Origin of the sequence: Enterovibrio sp. FF113, assembly GCF_041439165.1 — a bacterium.
Classification (GTDB): domain Bacteria; phylum Pseudomonadota; class Gammaproteobacteria; order Enterobacterales; family Vibrionaceae; genus Enterovibrio; species Enterovibrio norvegicus_A.
Genome location: NZ_JBGONO010000012.1, coordinates 96,966 through 112,600 on the forward strand (window position 1 = coordinate 96,966; position 15,635 = coordinate 112,600).

The following is a 15,635-nucleotide window of genomic DNA, read 5'->3' on the forward strand; positions in this document are numbered from 1 at the left end:
GCGTCCAATCAAAAGGAAGATGTTTATGCAAATCAATCTCACCGGTCACCACGTAGAGATCACCGACGCCCTTAGGGAATATGTGACAACCAAGTTTGATAAGCTCGAACGATTTTTTGATCATATCAATAACGTTCATGTTGTGCTTAACGTCGAAAAACTCCAACAGATTGCCGAAGCGACCCTGCATGTAAACAACGGCGAGATTTTCGCAAAAGCAGATTCAGAGAACATGTACGCTGCCATCGATTCGCTGACAGACAAGCTAATTAAGCAGTTAAGTAAACACAAAGAAAAGATGAATCACCATTAATCATGGAACTTAAAGACGTACTTAAATTGGACTGCACGAAAAGTGCAGTCCTTTGTTCAAGTAAGAAACGCGCACTTGAAATGATCAGTGAATTCGCTGCCATCGAATTGGATCAAAACCCACAGAAACTCTTTGAGTGCATGTTGGGCAGAGAAAAAATGGGCAGTACGGGCATTGGGAATGGAATAGCCATTCCCCATGGCCGTATCTTCAACAGCGATCACGCCGTCGGTGTATTCATTCAATGTGCTGAACCTATTGAGTTTGATGCCATTGATAACCAACCCGTCGATCTCTTATTCGCGCTACTGGTTCCTGATGATCAATGCAAAGAGCACTTGAAGACCCTGTCTTTGATCGCGCAGAAACTCGGCGACAAACAAATTTGTCGGCAGCTGCGTCATGCAAACTCAGATCAAGAGCTTTACGACATCATTACCGGATAACGCCACCAGGAATACACCATGCAGTTGAAAATCGTCAGTGGCCGTTCGGGTTCAGGAAAGTCTGTTGCGCTCCGTGTTTTAGAAGATCTCGGCTACTACTGTGTCGATAACCTTCCTGTAGATTTGTTGCCTCAGTTTGTCGCGGCTCAAAATGACGACGACTCTCAAATTGCCGTCAGCATCGATATTCGCAACATGCCGGCCGACCCAGAAGAGATCACCCAGACCCTCGCCCAATTGCCTGATGACGTTGATGTCGATATCTTCTTTCTTGATGCTGATGACAACGAATTGGTGAAACGCTTTAGCGAAACCCGACGCCTACACCCGTTATCTCGCGACAACCTCTCGCTCGAACAAGCTATCGACAAAGAGAAGCAACTGCTGACGCCGTTGAAAGAGCGTGCCGATAAAGTTATCAACACCTCCAAACATTCCATCCATGATCTCAGTGAAGCGGTTCGTGCGTTAGTGTTAGGAAGAACCAACCGAGATCTGGTGATGGTGTTTGAATCTTTCGGCTTCAAGCATGGCTTGCCGTCTGACGCTGATTTTGTGTTTGATGTGCGTTTTTTGCCAAACCCACATTGGGAACCGGCACTACGCCCGCTCACTGGTCTCGATGAACCTGTCAAAATGTTCCTCGCCGCAGAGCAAGACGTTGCCATGTTGATCGCGCAAGTCAAAAGCTTTCTCGAGTCTTGGTTACCGGCACTTGAGAAAAATAACCGCAGCTACCTGACCGTCGCTATCGGTTGTACGGGTGGGCAACATCGCTCTGTATATATCGCGCAATTTTTAGCCGATTACTTCGCCGCGCACAACCATCAAGTCCAAATTAGACACCGCACACTCGAAGGGAAAATATGAATCATGTAAGCAAGGAAGTGCTGATTCAAAATCGACTTGGGTTACACGCTCGTGCAGCCGTCAAACTGGTAGAAATGGCACAAAGCTTTGAAGCCGAAGTGATGATTTCTAAAGACGACCAAACCGTCACTGCTGACAGCGTGATGGCTATCCTTTTGCTGGATTCTAGTCAGGGTGAGCAAATTACAATATCAGCCGAAGGGCAACAGGCACAGCAAGCCTTAGACGCGGTTACCGCGCTCATCGAAGCGGGCTTTGACGAAGAAAGCTGAGTAAATTCTCATCTGAGACGCAACCGCCCATTTCGTTCTGCTTGGGACAAAAAACGCATAAGACAGCCTGTTCAGATTACGTTAATATTCATACCATTGCGCCACTCGCCGTCACACGGACATTTCCATGGCAGAGAATTACGAAGTAGAAGCGTCAAGTCAGACGCATCAAACCTTGCAGGAAGTTAGCCGCGCCTTAGAAAACGGCATGTTTGTTCACGTCCGTCGTTTACTTGAGGACATGGAACCTGAGGACATTGCTCACCTTCTAGAAGCCTCCCCACCAAAGAGCCGCTTGGTTCTGTGGCAGCTTACCGATCCCGAAGAACAAGGTGAAATCCTCGAAGAGCTTTCCGAAGATGTAAAAGACGGCATCATGGTCCGTATGCAACCGGAGCAGCTTGCCGCTGCAACGGAAGGCATGGATACGGATGATGTCGCTTATCTACTTCGAAGCCTACCGAATAGCGTCTCTCAAGACGTTCTTGCCCAAATGGATGCACAAGATCGTGCACGGGTTGAGCAAGCTCTGGCATACCCAGAGGACACCGCAGGCGGGATGATGAACACCGACGTGGTGACCATTCGCTCTGATGTTACCGTGGATGTAGTACTGCGTTACCTGCGTATGAAAGGCGAGCTGCCTGAAGCCACTGATACCCTCTATGTGGTGGATGAAAACAGCCATCTTATCGGTTCATTACCTATCACGGCTCTGTTGACCACGCAGCCCGACACCGACATTCTCGACATCATGGAAGACGCAGACGAAGCGATTCCTGTTGATATGGATGATGGTGAAGTAGCGAGCCTTTTCGAACGCCGAAATTGGGTCTCCGCACCTGTCGTTGACGAAAATCAACACCTTGTGGGGCGTATCACCATCGATGACGTGGTCGATATTATTCGTGAAGACGCCGAGCATTCCATGATGAGCATGGCGGGTCTGGATGACGAAGAAGATACCTTTGCACCCGTACTCAAATCTGCGCGTAGCCGTAGCATTTGGCTCGGCGCCAACGTTCTCGCAGCCCTTGCCGCTGCATCCGTCTCTAATCTATTTGAAAACACACTCGAGCAAATGGCTGCTATTGCTGTTTTGATGACCATCGTACCCTCGATGGGTGGCGTTGCCGGTAACCAAACCGTGGCACTGGTTATTCGCGGCTTGGCCGTCGGACACATTGGTGATTCCAACACGCGTTGGTTGCTAAGAAAAGAAGCACTCGTTGGCTTACTCAACGGCGTTATTTGGGCGTGTATCATTGGTGGCGTGGTCGTTCTCTGGAAGGGTAGCCTCATGCTAGGGGCAATTATCGCGGCAGCGATGTTGACCAACTTAGTGGTGGCTGGTGTTGCTGGTGTGACTGTACCCATCATGCTCAAGAAGATGAAAATCGACCCTGCTCTTGCTGGCGGCATGGCACTGACCACGATTACAGATATGATTGGTTTGTCTGTTTTCCTCGGTCTTGCGACGGTTTTCTTAGTTTAACGAGATCTTAGATGCCAAATCTTAGATCTTAGGTCCTGAATAAAAGCTTAACTGAACTCGATACAAAAAAAGCGGCTTCTGAAAACAGAGCCGCTTTTTCTTTTCCTAGGACCGGCTATGCCTAGCCTCTAACCTATCACTCACCGCCAATTTTCAGTGATTCCACCAAAATCGATCCGGTTTGGATTTGGCTGCGATATTCTATATCAGCACCGACAGCAACAATCTGTTTGTAAATATCGGCAAGATTTCCTGCGATGGTAATTTCACTGACTGGATATTGAATTTCACCATTCTCTACCCAAAAGCCCGCGGCGCCACGCGAATAGTCGCCCGTAACAATATTCACGCCTTGGCCCATCACTTCAGTGACCAACAACCCAGTGCCTAGGGCTTTCAGCATTTGCTCAAAAGATTGCCCCGTGTTACCCACAAACCAGTTATGAATCCCACCCGCGTGACCTGTCGGTTGCATTCCCAACTTACGCGCTGCGTAGCTGGTCGCCAAGTAGGTTTGTAGCGTGCCATCTTTGATAATATCGAGATCTTTGGTGATCACCCCTTCGCTATCAAACGGAGAGCTGGCCATCCCTTTAAGGATATGTGGACGCTCATAGATAGAAAACCACTCAGGTAAAATCTGATGGCCTAGCTTATCCAACAAGAACGAAGACTTACGATACAAACTTGAACCGCTAATCGCGCCAACTAAGTGACCAAGCAGCCCTGTTGCTACATCAGCAGAGAACATCACAGGCACTTTGCGCGTGGTTAGGCGACGCGGCTCCATACGATCAATCGTGCGTTGTGCCGCTTCGATACCGACTTTTTCAGGAGCCCAAAGCTCGTTTTTATCACGAGAAACCGTGTAGCTATAATCTCGCTCCATGCCTTTGCTGTCTTCAGCAATCACGCTACAGCTAATGCTGTGACGGCTTGAAGCGTAGCTACCCAGCATGCCATGGCTGTTGCCATACACACGCACGCCGTAATGGCTGTCGTAACTCGCACCATCACTGAACTTGATACGCTTATCGTAATCCAGTGCCGCACGTTCGGCGGCAATCGCTTTTTCAGCGGCATGATCAGGCTCAGGTTCGTCAGGGTAGAACAAATCTAAATCGGGGTAATCGTAAGCCATCAATTCAGCTGGTGCGGGACCTGAAAACGGATCTTCTGACGTGTAGTTAGCAATATCTAACGCAGCAGCAACAGTTTGGGCAATGGCTTTTTCAGACAGATCAGACGTTGATGCGCTGCCTTTACGCTGGCCACGATATACCGTGATACCCAGAGCACCGTCGCTGTTAAATTCGACGCTTTCCACTTCGCACATACGAGTAGCAACGCTGATCCCCGTAGTTTTGGTGATCGCGACTTCAGCGGCATCTGCTTTTTTCCCAGCCAGCTCTAAAGCACGGGTGACCGCAGCTTCTAACTCAGCACGTTGCTGAGCAACCTGTTGTTTCACGTCCATAAAGTCTTAAATTGATGTGTGTTGCTAATAAGCATACCATTCGAAGCCATTACCGTGCTTATAAAACACCTGCAAAACTCCACATTCTTGACCATACCAACATGAATCAATCTCCCTAATTCACATCCCGCACTGTCCCAACATCCTGCCACAATGAAACAATCACAATGGGCGAGCAACCACAGAAGTGGCTGAACACGCTCATATCAATGCTCATCACATAATATTCGATGATTTTAAGCGCTAAGAATGAGCGAATATTTGTAGATATTGGTATAAACTAAGGCGCTAAAGTAAGCGATAACCTCGGGAAAGATTATGGGCCGTAAGAACAAACGTGAGCCTTGGGAAGAGGAAGAAGAGATCATCTGGGTCAGCAAATCCGAGATGAAGCGAGACATGGAAGCATTGCAAAAACTAGGTCAAGAGCTGGTCGAGCTTAGGCCGTCAGTACTGGCAAAGTTTCCACTGGACGACGATCTGCGTACCGCAGTGACGGATGCACAACGCTTTGAAAAAGAAGCACGACGTCGCCAGTTTCAGCTTATCGGCAAAATGATGCGTACCCGCGACATTGAGCCTATTCAAGCTGCAATAGATCTTCTACAGAACAAGCACAATCAGCAAACCATCGAGCTGCATAAGCTTGAAAAAATGCGTGACCGCATGATTGCTGATGGTGATGACGTCATTAATGAAGTCATGGATGCGCACCCTAATGCCGATCGTCAGAAGCTTCGTCAATTGGCTCGTCAGGCGAAAAAAGAGCAAGAAAGCAACAAGCCCCCTAAAGCGTCTCGTGAGATTTTCAAAATCCTACGAGCACTCAAAGCAGAAGCCGATAAATAGGTACTTCTGTTTTGCGACCAATCAGGGCGACATTGCTATCTATAAAAAAAACCGGGAGATCCCCGGTTTTTTTGTTTCTGCTTCAACGCACAATATCTGGCGGTTATTCTGTTCCACCGACGGTCATCGCATCGATTTTCAGCGTTGGCTGTCCAACCCCGACTGGAACACTTTGACCCGCTTTACCACACACGCCCACACCACGATCCAGTTTAAGATCGTTACCGACCATCGAAATCTGTTGCATCGCTTCAATGCCGCTGCCGATTAAGGTCGCCCCTTTCACTGGCGTTGTCACTTTACCGTTTTCAATCAGATACGCTTCACTGGTAGAGAACACAAATTTGCCAGATGTAATATCGACCTGACCACCGCCAAAGTTCGGTGCATAAAGGCCGTATTCAACACTGCTGATCATCTCTTCCGGTGTGCTTTCACCACCCAACATGTAGGTATTGGTCATGCGTGGCATGGGCAGGTGCGCATACGATTCACGACGGCCATTCCCTGTTGGCGCAACCCCCATCAGATGTGCATTATGCTTATCTTGCATATAGCCTTTCAAAATGCCGTTTTCAATCAGCACATTGTATTGGCCTGGAACACCCTCATCATCGATGTTTAACGAACCACGTCGATCTTGCAGCGTACCGTCATCAACAATAGTGCAAAGCGTTGATGTTACTTGCTCACCGATTTGTCCGGTAAACACAGAGGACTCTTTACGGTTAAAGTCACCTTCCAAACCATGGCCTACCGCTTCATGAAGCAGCACGCCTGGCCAACCTGCACCTAATACCACGGGCATAGTGCCTGCAGGTGCTGCTTTCGCATGAAGATTAACCAATGCTTGACGGACAGCTTCATCGGCATAATGCATCGCCACTGTTTTTCCGTCTTCATCTGACACGAAGTATTGATACCCAAATCGACCGCCACCACCTGCAGAGCCACGCTCACGACGTCCGTCTTTTTCTACTAGTACGCTAATAGATAAACGCACTAATGGGCGAGTATCTGCAGCATAAGTGCCATCTGTTGCTGCAATCAACACTTGTTCATACACGCCACTAATGCTGACCGAGACTTCCTGGATCAAAGGCTCTTTCGCGCGAATATACACATCCACTTCTTTTAGCAGCGCAATTTTATCTTGCTTTGACATGCTTTGAAGCGGGTCAATAGCTTGATAAATCATAGGATATGCGCGATTAGCAAAAGCAGAAACTTTGAGCTTACCGCCTTTATCTGCAATACCGCGCGCCGCCGTTGCGCTTTGCATCAAGGCATCAGCATTGATTTGGTCTGAATACGCAAAACCGGTTTTCTCACCGCTAATAGCACGAACGCCAACACCACGATCAATGTTGAAAGAACCATCTTTAATAATGCTGTCTTCCAAGACGAGCGACTCATGCCAGCAAGACTGGAAGTAAACGTCACCGTAATCGATGTTTCTTGCGGCCAGATGCTCCAGCGTTTGGCTGAGTTGACTTTTGCTCACACCCGACAGGTGCAGCATCGTTTCTTCGACGTGTTCCAGACTCATGGATAAATTGCTCTTTAGCGCTGAAAAAAGAAATGTCCCGTCACGGGTTTAGTCACGGGATTAATAATGAATTGAGGTTGCGCTATTTCATCACGCATTGCAACTGAGCATGCTGTAATAGCGGCATTTTGCTGCGTATCGCGCTGTTAGAAGCCAAATCCACATCGGCCCACGCAGTGCCAATATTGTTGTTTAGCTCGCACGCAACTTGCCCCCAAGGGTCAATAATCATTGAGTGCCCATAAGTTTCGCGTCCGCCTTGATGCTCACCGCATTGCGCTGCTGCAAGTACCCAACACTGGGTCTCAATGGCACGAGCACGAAGTAAAACTTCCCAATGCGCCGCACCCGTTACCTTGGTAAACGCCGCAGGCACAACAATGATGTCAGCGCCGCGCTGACGAAGTGCCGCGTAAAGTTGCGGGAAGCGAATGTCGTAACATATGGATAAGCCAAGCATGCCAAATGGCGTATCAACCAGTGCAAGATTTTCACCGGCACGGAAAGTATCTGACTCGCGATAACTGCGATGATTATCCGCAATATCAACATCAAACATGTGCAGCTTTTCGTAAGAAGCACGCAAATTGCCGGCAGCGTCATAGACTAAACACGTGGTACTCAATGTGCCGTCATGATTACGGATCGGAAACGAACCCATCACTAGCCAAATACCGAGTTCAAACGCTAACTCTGATAATCGCTTTTGAAGCGGACCATGGCCCAATTCTTCTGCATACTTCTCATAGTCTTCTTTGCGGCCGAAAACGAGTGCATTTTCAGGCGTCAAAATCAAACGGGCACCTTGTGCTTGTAAATGCTTGAGCTGACTTTCCAGCACATCAAGGTTATCTTCAGCATTTACACCCGAGTTCATTTGTACAACACCAAACTTGGTCATTACTATTTGCTCCCTTGCTGCTCGGTACGCAGGCGCTCTGTGGCCTGCTCCGGTAACGTCACTTCGCTTGAACTTCGCGACACTTCCCTGACTAATGGGTCATCAATTGCCCCAGTTACTTGATATCGGACTTGCGTAAACGCATCCACGACAGGCGAGAGAACGGTTGTCACCGCCAAGACATAGAGCGCAGTCTGAGGCGCCACAGCAAACGCGGTTAAGACCGGAATGCCCGACGTTATATCAGGGATGAAGCGCACCTCAGCATTTACCTGATTTTTCACCAGATTCGCTATCCCTTTAATAAACATATCACCTGCCAGCGCTTTCATCTGGATATTATCCGTGACAACGACCCCGTTAGTGATTGATGCGCTACCGCTGATCTCATCAAAAGCAAGACCATCCTCAAACACGCCGGTAAAGTCGAGCTGCATTTTTCGCAGAATAGAATCTAGGCTAAACAGACCAAGCAAGCGCCCTGCGCCACCCACACCGCTGACGTATCCATCTTCTATCTTGGTCTCTAACATACCGTTCAAACTGGCGATATCCATCGACCACGGCGCCCCCTCAAAGCGCAGATCGCCTTTGGTTTTTACGCTGGCATCTTGAATGCCCCCCGTCACCGCAAAGCGCCCCATCAAATCGCTGCTGTTTTCACCCTGAATATCAAAAGTTAACTGACTCTTGTTTATCCCTTGAGGGGTAATTTCCCAATCACCATTGGCCGTTAATTGGGTACTACCGCTGCCGAGGTTAAATTTGGATAACGTCAGTTTTTCACCCGATTTCAAAAGCTGTGATTCCACACGACCAATACGATAGCCTTGCAGCCACAATTCGTTGATCACGAGATCGGTCGAGGGGATTTTCGCCATCAACGCGCGATCCATATCAGTTGCGGTCGGGTTTTTCTTTGTCGAATCGCGCAGTTTTACGTCATCATCTAGATCAATATTGAGGAATAAATGCTCGATAGAGACGGTTAGGAATTTATCTTCATCCCACCACGCATCACCTGAGAGCTCCTCACTGCCCACAAGAATATGGAAGCCATCACTTTTCTCTCTAGCAGCCAGCGAGAAATGGTTAAACGTCAGCTCACCAGCTAGGACTTTTTCCGCTTTCACGTTCACTCGAGAAGGCGAAGGCACGTTAACTGGCATTTCCTGCTTCTTACCTACCAGGCTTTGCTGGTAACGGGCAAGTACTTCCTTCCATGCCAAAACATCCAGTAAGGGAACATCCACGCTCACAGCATTGCCAGAAAGCGGCTTTAACGAGAGCTCTCCTTCTCCCATGAGTATTCGGCTGCGCGTAATCGTGGGTTTCTCACCACTGATATCCACGTCCGCTTGGTATTTGAGTTGCGGTAGCTCGACTTGCCCGACCAAAGCTTGCCCATTCCCCGACGCTTTGAGGTAGCCATGGCCTTTAATAAATGACGACTTTTCAAGTGGTGCAGGCAGGTTCACATCCATTTGAGTGAGGTCTGCATCCAAAAGTACATCGTAGGTAAAACCAATGTCTCGCAATGCAATACCGACATCAAGATCCCATGATGAGCGTCCTTCAATGAAATCAAGATCCGGCAATTCCAGCGCAGCTTTTAGCTTATCGGCCTGCCATTTTCCTGCAATGTCGATATTGACCAAGTAATTATCCGCTTCACTTTCCCCTTTAAACCCAACGCTAATAGGCTGATTGAGCAAATTGGCTTTAAGGTTTTTTGCCCAAATCAAATCGTTATCAAACTCTAGTTTGCCTTTCACGTTGTTAAGGGTGATTGGCGGGCTAACAATCGCCACCTTGCTATCATTTAATGAAGCGGAACCCTTAACGCTGACATCATCTCCATTGAGCGGAATAGCCAACGAGATGTCGCCCATGACCTGGCCATCTACCTGTACATGGGTCAGTGCTGCGCCGACTGAATCAACCAATGGTGTTGCGAGCATATATTGGTGCAAATCTTTACCGCTAGAAGCGATTTTTGCATCAATAAACAATTTGCCATTCTCATTGCTGAGCGACGGAATTTCACCTTTCAGATCATAGCCTCGGGCACCCATCAGATCGACGTTACTGGCTTCCAAGAAAAGCGTGTCGTTTTGAAACAATAAATCGAGATCGAGACCTGTCAGCGTCGGCCATTGGGTATCGAAGCTAAATTTTGCATTTCTGATCGGCACAAATGCTTGAAAAACGCCTTGATGCTCTGGGTAAGGGAATGTACTGAAATCGCCGTACCACACCAATTTAGCAAGATCCGCTTGCCCGCCTCTAATAGCCGCAGAAAGAAAGTCCGTCAGATCATGACCGAGTGCCAAGGTCGGTAAATAGCGCCATGTTTCCCCAGCATCACTCAGACTCGCTTCGGCGTAAAAAGCCAGCCAACTGTTTCCTTCAAACGGAATATCGAGTTTAAACTCACCCACTACATCCAAATGCGGAGAGCGCACGGCAACACTGTCTGACCAAATCACAACGCGATCGTCGTTATAGTCCCAAAACGCCGTGACATCACCTTGCTTAATATCCAATGGCGCTTGGAAAAACTCGCCATAAGGTAAGGTGTCATCTTGCATTGCCAGCGTCACTTTGCCGTTGGTCCCTTCGCCAACCAACGCCAATTGAAGCTTGTGCACTTCTGGTAAATAGCTCCAGTGTTTAAATGCTAGATCCTCAAACGTCGCCGAGTAAGCAATATCTGATGTTGTTGGCTTAGTAATACGAATGTCTTTTGCTTGTCCTGATGGTGCGAGGGAGGTGATGGCCTGCTCTACGCCGGAAGGAATATCGAACACTTCCCTCAGTGGCAGCAATAAAGGCAGGTCTAGCATCGCCAGATTCATCTTCCATTCATTGTCAGAAAATTCAGCACGCAGCCCCGGATCGGGCCAAAGCTCCTTTCCGGTTTTAATCGCTAGATTATCTGTCGCCACTCGCCAGCCCGCATCGTCTGACCGTTCCAGGAGGATATGGCCGTTCTCAATCGAGACCGACTGCAACGTATCATGCGCTTGCAACGAGGGCGTCTTTGAATGCCACGCCATGGCGCTGTTGGTTAGGCTCACTAGCGCAGTTTTTGGCATACCATCTGCAACCGTTAACCACGCCTCACCCGCCACTTTCGCATGCGATAAAGTGATCTTTGGATTAATGAATTTGGCAATCCAAGCCCGTAAAGATACGTCCTCAGCATGAAGGTAAAAATCACCATCGAGTGAGCCAAGCCCATTGCTTTCCGTGAAGACACCACGAATATCGACCTGATTGAGCGATGTTCCAACCACACTCACCACGCCTTGAACATGATGTTGACCGGATTGGTTATCCCAACGCAGTGACTCAATGTTGATGGTTTTACGCTCGTCAGACGGTGACATCACAGTGACGCGAGCATTGTGAACCGCAAACTGTCCCAGTCCTACTAAGAACAAGCGCTCTAGCTGTGTTTTTAAGCTGCCATCAGGGGTGTTTTTTCGTTCAGGTATTTGCGTAACGTCAACATTCAACCCATCAATACTGATATTGGAAAACGTTGGCTCTCGACGCTGCAAGCTGGCAAACAGGTCGAATTGCATGTCGATGCTGTCAGCCGTAAGAATTTTTTGCCCGCCCTCTGTCGAAGAAAGCGAGAAATCATGGAGGGATAACGAGGGCACCAGATAGCGCCAATGCCCTTTAAATGTGCTGAATTCGACGTGAAAACCACTGGCATCACTTGCCCAACGCTGGATAGGCGCCTTGGCCGTATCCAAATTGGGTAAAACAAGCCGCATGGCAGCAGTCAAAATAGCGATAGCCACCAGCAGAACAACTACCAGCCAAGTGACAATTGCGCCTAAACGCCTGGCAAATCTCACCATGTTACTCTATTCACCGTGCCACTATTCATCACGCTAAATCTGCGCCCATCACTACATCATGACCACATCAAACTGCTCTTGGGTATACAGCGGCTCAACATGGACTTTGACTTGCTTACCGATAAAGACTTCTAGCTCAGCGACAGCATGAGACTCTTCACCTTCCAGTGCCTCACCGACAGCAGGTGATGCATACACAACAAATTTGTCGGCATCGTAAGCGCGATTAACGCGGGTAATTTCACGCAGCACTTCATAACACACGGTTTCTACCGTTTTAACCGAACCACGTCCGACACAGGTTGGGCACTGTCCACACAGCACGTGTTCTATGCTTTCGCGGGTACGCTTACGTGTCATTTCCACCAAACCAAGTTGAGTGAAACCATTGATGTTGGTTTTAACGCGGTCTTTTTGCAGCGCTTGCTCAAGCGATTGAACCACACGCTGACGGTGCTCATCAGAAATCATATCAATGAAATCGATAATGATAATGCCACCGAGGTTACGCAAACGAAGCTGACGGGCGATGGCCTTTGTCGCTTCAGTATTGGTGTTGAAAATTGTCTCTTCGAGGTTTCGACGACCAACAAACGCACCCGTATTAATGTCGATAGTTGTCATCGCCTCGGTCTGATCGATGATGATGTAGCCGCCAGATTTCAATTCAACTTTACGATCCAATGAGCGCTGAATTTCATTTTCTGTGTCATACATGTCGAAGATAGGCTGCTCGCCAGTATAAAGCTCTAGCTTATCCGTCAGCTCAGGAACGAACTCTTCCGTAAACTCACGCAGTGCTTCCATACCCGTGCGGGAATCAACACGAATAATGCTCAGTTCCGTTCCAACAAAGTCACGCAGAATACGCTGAGCCAAACCCAGTTCGCCATATAACATAGATTTTGACGGGCGCTTCGAGCGACGTTCAATCACTTTGTTCCACAAGCGCTTGAGGAAAGCCGCATCTTGATTCATCTCTTCATCAGAGGCACCTTCTGCTGCGGTTCGGATAATAAAACCACCCAAATCATCACAGTAACGCGACACGATTTTTTTCAGACGATCGCGCTCTTTCTCGCTCTCAATACGCTGTGAAACCCCAACATGGGATGCCCCTGGCATAAAGACTAAATAACGGGAGGGTAAGGTGATATCCGTAGTCAGGCGCGCGCCTTTGGTTCCTAGCGGGTCTTTAACCACTTGCACCACGATGTCTTGTCCTTGACGGACCAACTCAGAAATGTCGCGAACCTGAAATTGCTGCTTTTCGTTTTCTGACACACATTCGGTATGAGGAACAATGTCTGACGCATGAAGAAAGGCGGCCTTATCAAGACCAATATCCACGAATGCGGCCTGCATGCCAGGAAGTACTCGACTGACTTTACCTTTGTAAATATTGCCGACAATACCGCGCTTCGCTTCACGCTCAATATGAATTTCCTGAAGGCTACCACCCTCAATCATGGCAACTCGGGTTTCCGTAGGCGTAACGTTGATCAATAACTCTGCGTTCATAGGGATTCACCACATAATTTTTGGAATTCTTTCAACAGAGCATCTGTCTCGTAAAGTGGCAAGCCCACCACAGCATGGTAACTGCCGTCGATACGTATGACGAAACGGCCACCCAGCCCTTGAATTGCGTAACTGCCAGCTTTATCGCAAGGCTCGCCACTTTGCCAATAGGCATCAATTTCCTCGACGCACAATGGCTTAAACCATACCTGAGTTGTGACAAGCGTCGTGAGTGATTGGTTCCTGTCGGCCAAAGTGACTGCCGTCATAACTTGATGCTGACGCCCAGAGAGCATACTCAGCATACGGCGAGAATCATTAAGATCTCTGGGTTTTTCCAACACATCGCCATCACACACCACGATGGTGTCCGAACCCAAAACAGGATGTGGAGATGGCGCAACCAGCACGCCAGCCTTTGCTTTATCAAGTGACAAACGGCGGACATAGTCCGCCGCTTCTTCATGGGGTTGTCGTTGCTCTTCTACGTCAACGCTCAGCACAGAGAAGGATACGGAGAGCTGTTCAAGCAACGCCTTCCTGCGAGGTGAAGCAGACGCGAGGTAAAGCTGAATATCTGCCATTGCTTCTCCAGATTATCGGATAGAAAACTGACGGCGAACCCGTCGCAGCAATAAAAATAGCCAAGGCCACAATAAGAAGTTAAGCACACCCGCCCAAAGCTGTGTTGGATCAAACTGCACGTTGGACACCAAGTATTCTGCCCAAAACTCTAACACCTTCCCGGCTAAAGTCAGCAAGGCCAAAATGGCGGCTTGTTGCCACAAAGACATGTTGCGTAGCATCTGGAAGTTCAGCGCGACAATGTAGACTAGAACAGACATCATCAAACCGCGCACGCCCAGTGTTGAACCGAGCATGAGGTCCCACAGTAAGCCAACCACAAGAGCTGTACCCACATTCACACGATGTGGCAAGGCGAGTACCCAGTAGAAAGCCACCAATAGCACCCAAGAAGGACGAAAAGGCGCGAGCTCTCCAGGCCAAGGAGCCGCTTGCAAAATCAAAGCAACAACAAACGAGAGCCAGATGAACACATGACCGCGAAACGTAGAATTAGCCATTGGTTATCTCTTTTTGTGCATCTGCTGCAGGTGCTTGTTGTTCGGCTTCTGGCCTTTGGCCTTCAGGCATTTTCTTATCGGTCTCTGGCGCTAAATCGCCTTCGGCGTTAAGCGACATATTCGCTTCGGCTGCCGGAGCATGACCTTTTTCAACATTGCTTGGCCATACCAACAACAGATAACGCAGACGATCAAACTGCACTTCAGGCTTAGAATCTACCTGTGCAAACGGACGACGATTGTCAAAAGAAAACGACGTCACTTTCGCCACTGGGTAGCCTTCAGGAAACACGCCACCCAAGCCAGACGTCACTAACATATCGCCAGGTTCAATATCCGCACTGCTTGGAATGTTCTCAAGCTGAATATTGTCAGTTTGCCCACGACCTGCTGCGATAACACGTACGTCGTTACGCACGACTTGAACAGGAATAGCGTGGGTTGGGTCGGTGATCAACAGCACTCGGCTATTGTGAGCACCAACGTAAGAAATTTGCCCAACAATCCCGCGTTCATTAATCACGGGTTGTCCTTCGTATACGCCGTTTGTTCGCCCTTTATCGATCATGACCTGATGCTTGTAAGGGTCAGAATCGACTGCCATCACCTCTGCCACCATTTTGCGTTCATCACGCACAAACGGAGAACCAAGAAGTTCGCGCAATCGTTGATTCTCCTGCTCCATCTGATCAAACAGCAATTGGCTGCTGCGAAGCATCAAGACTTCTTCTTTCAACTGGGTGTTATCAATCAAAAGTTGTTGATGAGACGAAAATTGACGGAACAGGTTATCAAGGAGGTCTCGCGGCATATTCGACGCGTATTGCAGCGGAGCGACCACTGAATTAAGCAGATAGCGAAAATTAGTGAAGGCACCAAGACGACTATCAGCCAGCATAAGGCTGGCTGATATCAAAAGAGCAAACAACAGGCGTAATTGTAAAGATGGCCCACGGCCAAACATTGGTTTCATTCAGTTACA

14 protein-coding genes are annotated in these 15,635 nt (G+C 48.5%); 6 read left to right on the forward strand and 8 right to left on the reverse strand.

What is annotated here, in order from left to right; all coding sequences use genetic code 11:
- Nucleotides 1-25 precede the first annotated feature (25 nt).
- The 5 genes from hpf (at nucleotide 26) to mgtE (ending at nucleotide 3,396) form a co-directional block, all read left to right on the forward strand.
- Complete coding sequence (hpf, locus tag ACED36_RS11540; RefSeq protein WP_016960790.1) at nucleotides 26-313, forward strand: ribosome hibernation promoting factor; 288 nt, start codon at nucleotides 26-28, stop codon at nucleotides 311-313.
- Between the two features lie 2 nt (nucleotides 314-315).
- Nucleotides 316-759: a PTS IIA-like nitrogen regulatory protein PtsN gene (gene ptsN, locus ACED36_RS11545; RefSeq protein WP_016960791.1), complete on the forward strand. Its 444-nt coding sequence runs from the start codon at nucleotides 316-318 to the stop codon at nucleotides 757-759.
- 18 nt (nucleotides 760-777) lie between these two features.
- The gene (gene rapZ / locus ACED36_RS11550; RefSeq protein WP_016960792.1) at nucleotides 778-1,629 is read left to right on the forward strand and encodes an RNase adapter RapZ; all 852 of its coding nucleotides are present in this window, start codon (nucleotides 778-780) and stop codon (nucleotides 1,627-1,629) included.
- The gene (locus tag ACED36_RS11555; protein WP_016960793.1) at nucleotides 1,626-1,901 is read left to right on the forward strand and encodes an HPr family phosphocarrier protein; all 276 of its coding nucleotides are present in this window, start codon (nucleotides 1,626-1,628) and stop codon (nucleotides 1,899-1,901) included. Before rapZ ends, ACED36_RS11555 begins: the two co-directional genes overlap by 4 nt.
- A 127-nt stretch (nucleotides 1,902-2,028) precedes the next feature.
- Nucleotides 2,029-3,396 carry a magnesium transporter gene (gene mgtE, locus ACED36_RS11560; RefSeq protein ID WP_016960794.1) on the forward strand — a complete coding sequence of 456 codons (1,368 nt, stop codon included), beginning with the start codon at nucleotides 2,029-2,031 and terminating at the stop codon, nucleotides 3,394-3,396.
- Between the two features lie 136 nt (nucleotides 3,397-3,532).
- On the opposite strand, the gene pmbA is transcribed toward mgtE, so the two are convergent.
- Nucleotides 3,533-4,873 (reverse strand): metalloprotease PmbA, encoded by a 1,341-nt coding sequence (pmbA, locus tag ACED36_RS11565; protein WP_016960795.1) that lies wholly within the window; start codon nucleotides 4,871-4,873, stop codon nucleotides 3,533-3,535.
- Between the two features lie 318 nt (nucleotides 4,874-5,191).
- Here pmbA and yjgA point away from each other — a divergent pair, with 318 nt between their 5' ends.
- Nucleotides 5,192-5,722, forward strand: coding sequence for a ribosome biogenesis factor YjgA (gene yjgA, locus ACED36_RS11570; RefSeq protein WP_016960796.1), 531 nt, complete (start codon nucleotides 5,192-5,194; stop codon nucleotides 5,720-5,722).
- Between the two features lie 103 nt (nucleotides 5,723-5,825).
- On the opposite strand, the gene tldD is transcribed toward yjgA, so the two are convergent.
- The 7 genes from tldD to mreC all read right to left on the reverse strand — a co-directional run bounded on the left by tldD (nucleotide 5,826) and on the right by mreC (nucleotide 15,626).
- The gene (gene tldD, locus ACED36_RS11575) at nucleotides 5,826-7,271 is read right to left on the reverse strand and encodes a metalloprotease TldD (protein ID WP_016960797.1); all 1,446 of its coding nucleotides are present in this window, start codon (nucleotides 7,269-7,271) and stop codon (nucleotides 5,826-5,828) included.
- 82 nt (nucleotides 7,272-7,353) lie between these two features.
- Nucleotides 7,354-8,172 carry a carbon-nitrogen hydrolase family protein gene (locus tag ACED36_RS11580; RefSeq protein ID WP_016960798.1) on the reverse strand — a complete coding sequence of 273 codons (819 nt, stop codon included), beginning with the start codon at nucleotides 8,170-8,172 and terminating at the stop codon, nucleotides 7,354-7,356.
- A 2-nt stretch (nucleotides 8,173-8,174) separates the two neighbouring features.
- Nucleotides 8,175-12,047, reverse strand: coding sequence for a YhdP family protein (locus ACED36_RS11585; protein ID WP_016960799.1), 3,873 nt, complete (start codon nucleotides 12,045-12,047; stop codon nucleotides 8,175-8,177).
- 51 nt (nucleotides 12,048-12,098) lie between these two features.
- Nucleotides 12,099-13,568, reverse strand: coding sequence for a ribonuclease G (rng, locus tag ACED36_RS11590; protein WP_016960800.1), 1,470 nt, complete (start codon nucleotides 13,566-13,568; stop codon nucleotides 12,099-12,101).
- Nucleotides 13,565-14,152 (reverse strand): nucleoside triphosphate pyrophosphatase, encoded by a 588-nt coding sequence (locus ACED36_RS11595; RefSeq protein WP_016960801.1) that lies wholly within the window; start codon nucleotides 14,150-14,152, stop codon nucleotides 13,565-13,567. The genes rng and ACED36_RS11595 overlap by 4 nt, the downstream gene beginning before the upstream one ends.
- A 12-nt stretch (nucleotides 14,153-14,164) precedes the next feature.
- Nucleotides 14,165-14,653 carry a rod shape-determining protein MreD gene (gene mreD, locus ACED36_RS11600; RefSeq protein WP_016960802.1) on the reverse strand — a complete coding sequence of 163 codons (489 nt, stop codon included), beginning with the start codon at nucleotides 14,651-14,653 and terminating at the stop codon, nucleotides 14,165-14,167.
- Nucleotides 14,646-15,626: a rod shape-determining protein MreC gene (gene mreC, locus ACED36_RS11605; protein ID WP_026024087.1), complete on the reverse strand. Its 981-nt coding sequence runs from the start codon at nucleotides 15,624-15,626 to the stop codon at nucleotides 14,646-14,648. The genes mreD and mreC overlap by 8 nt, the downstream gene beginning before the upstream one ends.
- Nucleotides 15,627-15,635 lie beyond the last annotated feature (9 nt).

Bases quoted from the DNA above. Each gene is read 5' to 3' on its own strand.
- hpf (WP_016960790.1), top strand. From the start codon at position 26: ATGCAAATCAATCTCACCGGTCACCACGTAGAGATCACCGACGCCCTT.
- ptsN (WP_016960791.1), top strand. From the start codon at position 316: ATGGAACTTAAAGACGTACTTAAATTGGACTGCACGAAAAGTGCAGTC.
- rapZ (WP_016960792.1), top strand. From the start codon at position 778: ATGCAGTTGAAAATCGTCAGTGGCCGTTCGGGTTCAGGAAAGTCTGTT.
- ACED36_RS11555 (WP_016960793.1), top strand. From the start codon at position 1,626: ATGAATCATGTAAGCAAGGAAGTGCTGATTCAAAATCGACTTGGGTTA.
- mgtE (WP_016960794.1), top strand. From the start codon at position 2,029: ATGGCAGAGAATTACGAAGTAGAAGCGTCAAGTCAGACGCATCAAACC.
- pmbA (WP_016960795.1), bottom strand. From the start codon at position 4,873: ATGGACGTGAAACAACAGGTTGCTCAGCAACGTGCTGAGTTAGAAGCT.
- yjgA (WP_016960796.1), top strand. From the start codon at position 5,192: ATGGGCCGTAAGAACAAACGTGAGCCTTGGGAAGAGGAAGAAGAGATC.
- tldD (WP_016960797.1), bottom strand. From the start codon at position 7,271: ATGAGTCTGGAACACGTCGAAGAAACGATGCTGCACCTGTCGGGTGTG.
- ACED36_RS11580 (WP_016960798.1), bottom strand. From the start codon at position 8,172: ATGACCAAGTTTGGTGTTGTACAAATGAACTCGGGTGTAAATGCTGAA.
- ACED36_RS11585 (WP_016960799.1), bottom strand. From the start codon at position 12,047: ATGGTGAGATTTGCCAGGCGTTTAGGCGCAATTGTCACTTGGCTGGTA.
- rng (WP_016960800.1), bottom strand. From the start codon at position 13,568: ATGAACGCAGAGTTATTGATCAACGTTACGCCTACGGAAACCCGAGTT.
- ACED36_RS11595 (WP_016960801.1), bottom strand. From the start codon at position 14,152: ATGGCAGATATTCAGCTTTACCTCGCGTCTGCTTCACCTCGCAGGAAG.
- mreD (WP_016960802.1), bottom strand. From the start codon at position 14,653: ATGGCTAATTCTACGTTTCGCGGTCATGTGTTCATCTGGCTCTCGTTT.
- mreC (WP_026024087.1), bottom strand. From the start codon at position 15,626: ATGAAACCAATGTTTGGCCGTGGGCCATCTTTACAATTACGCCTGTTG.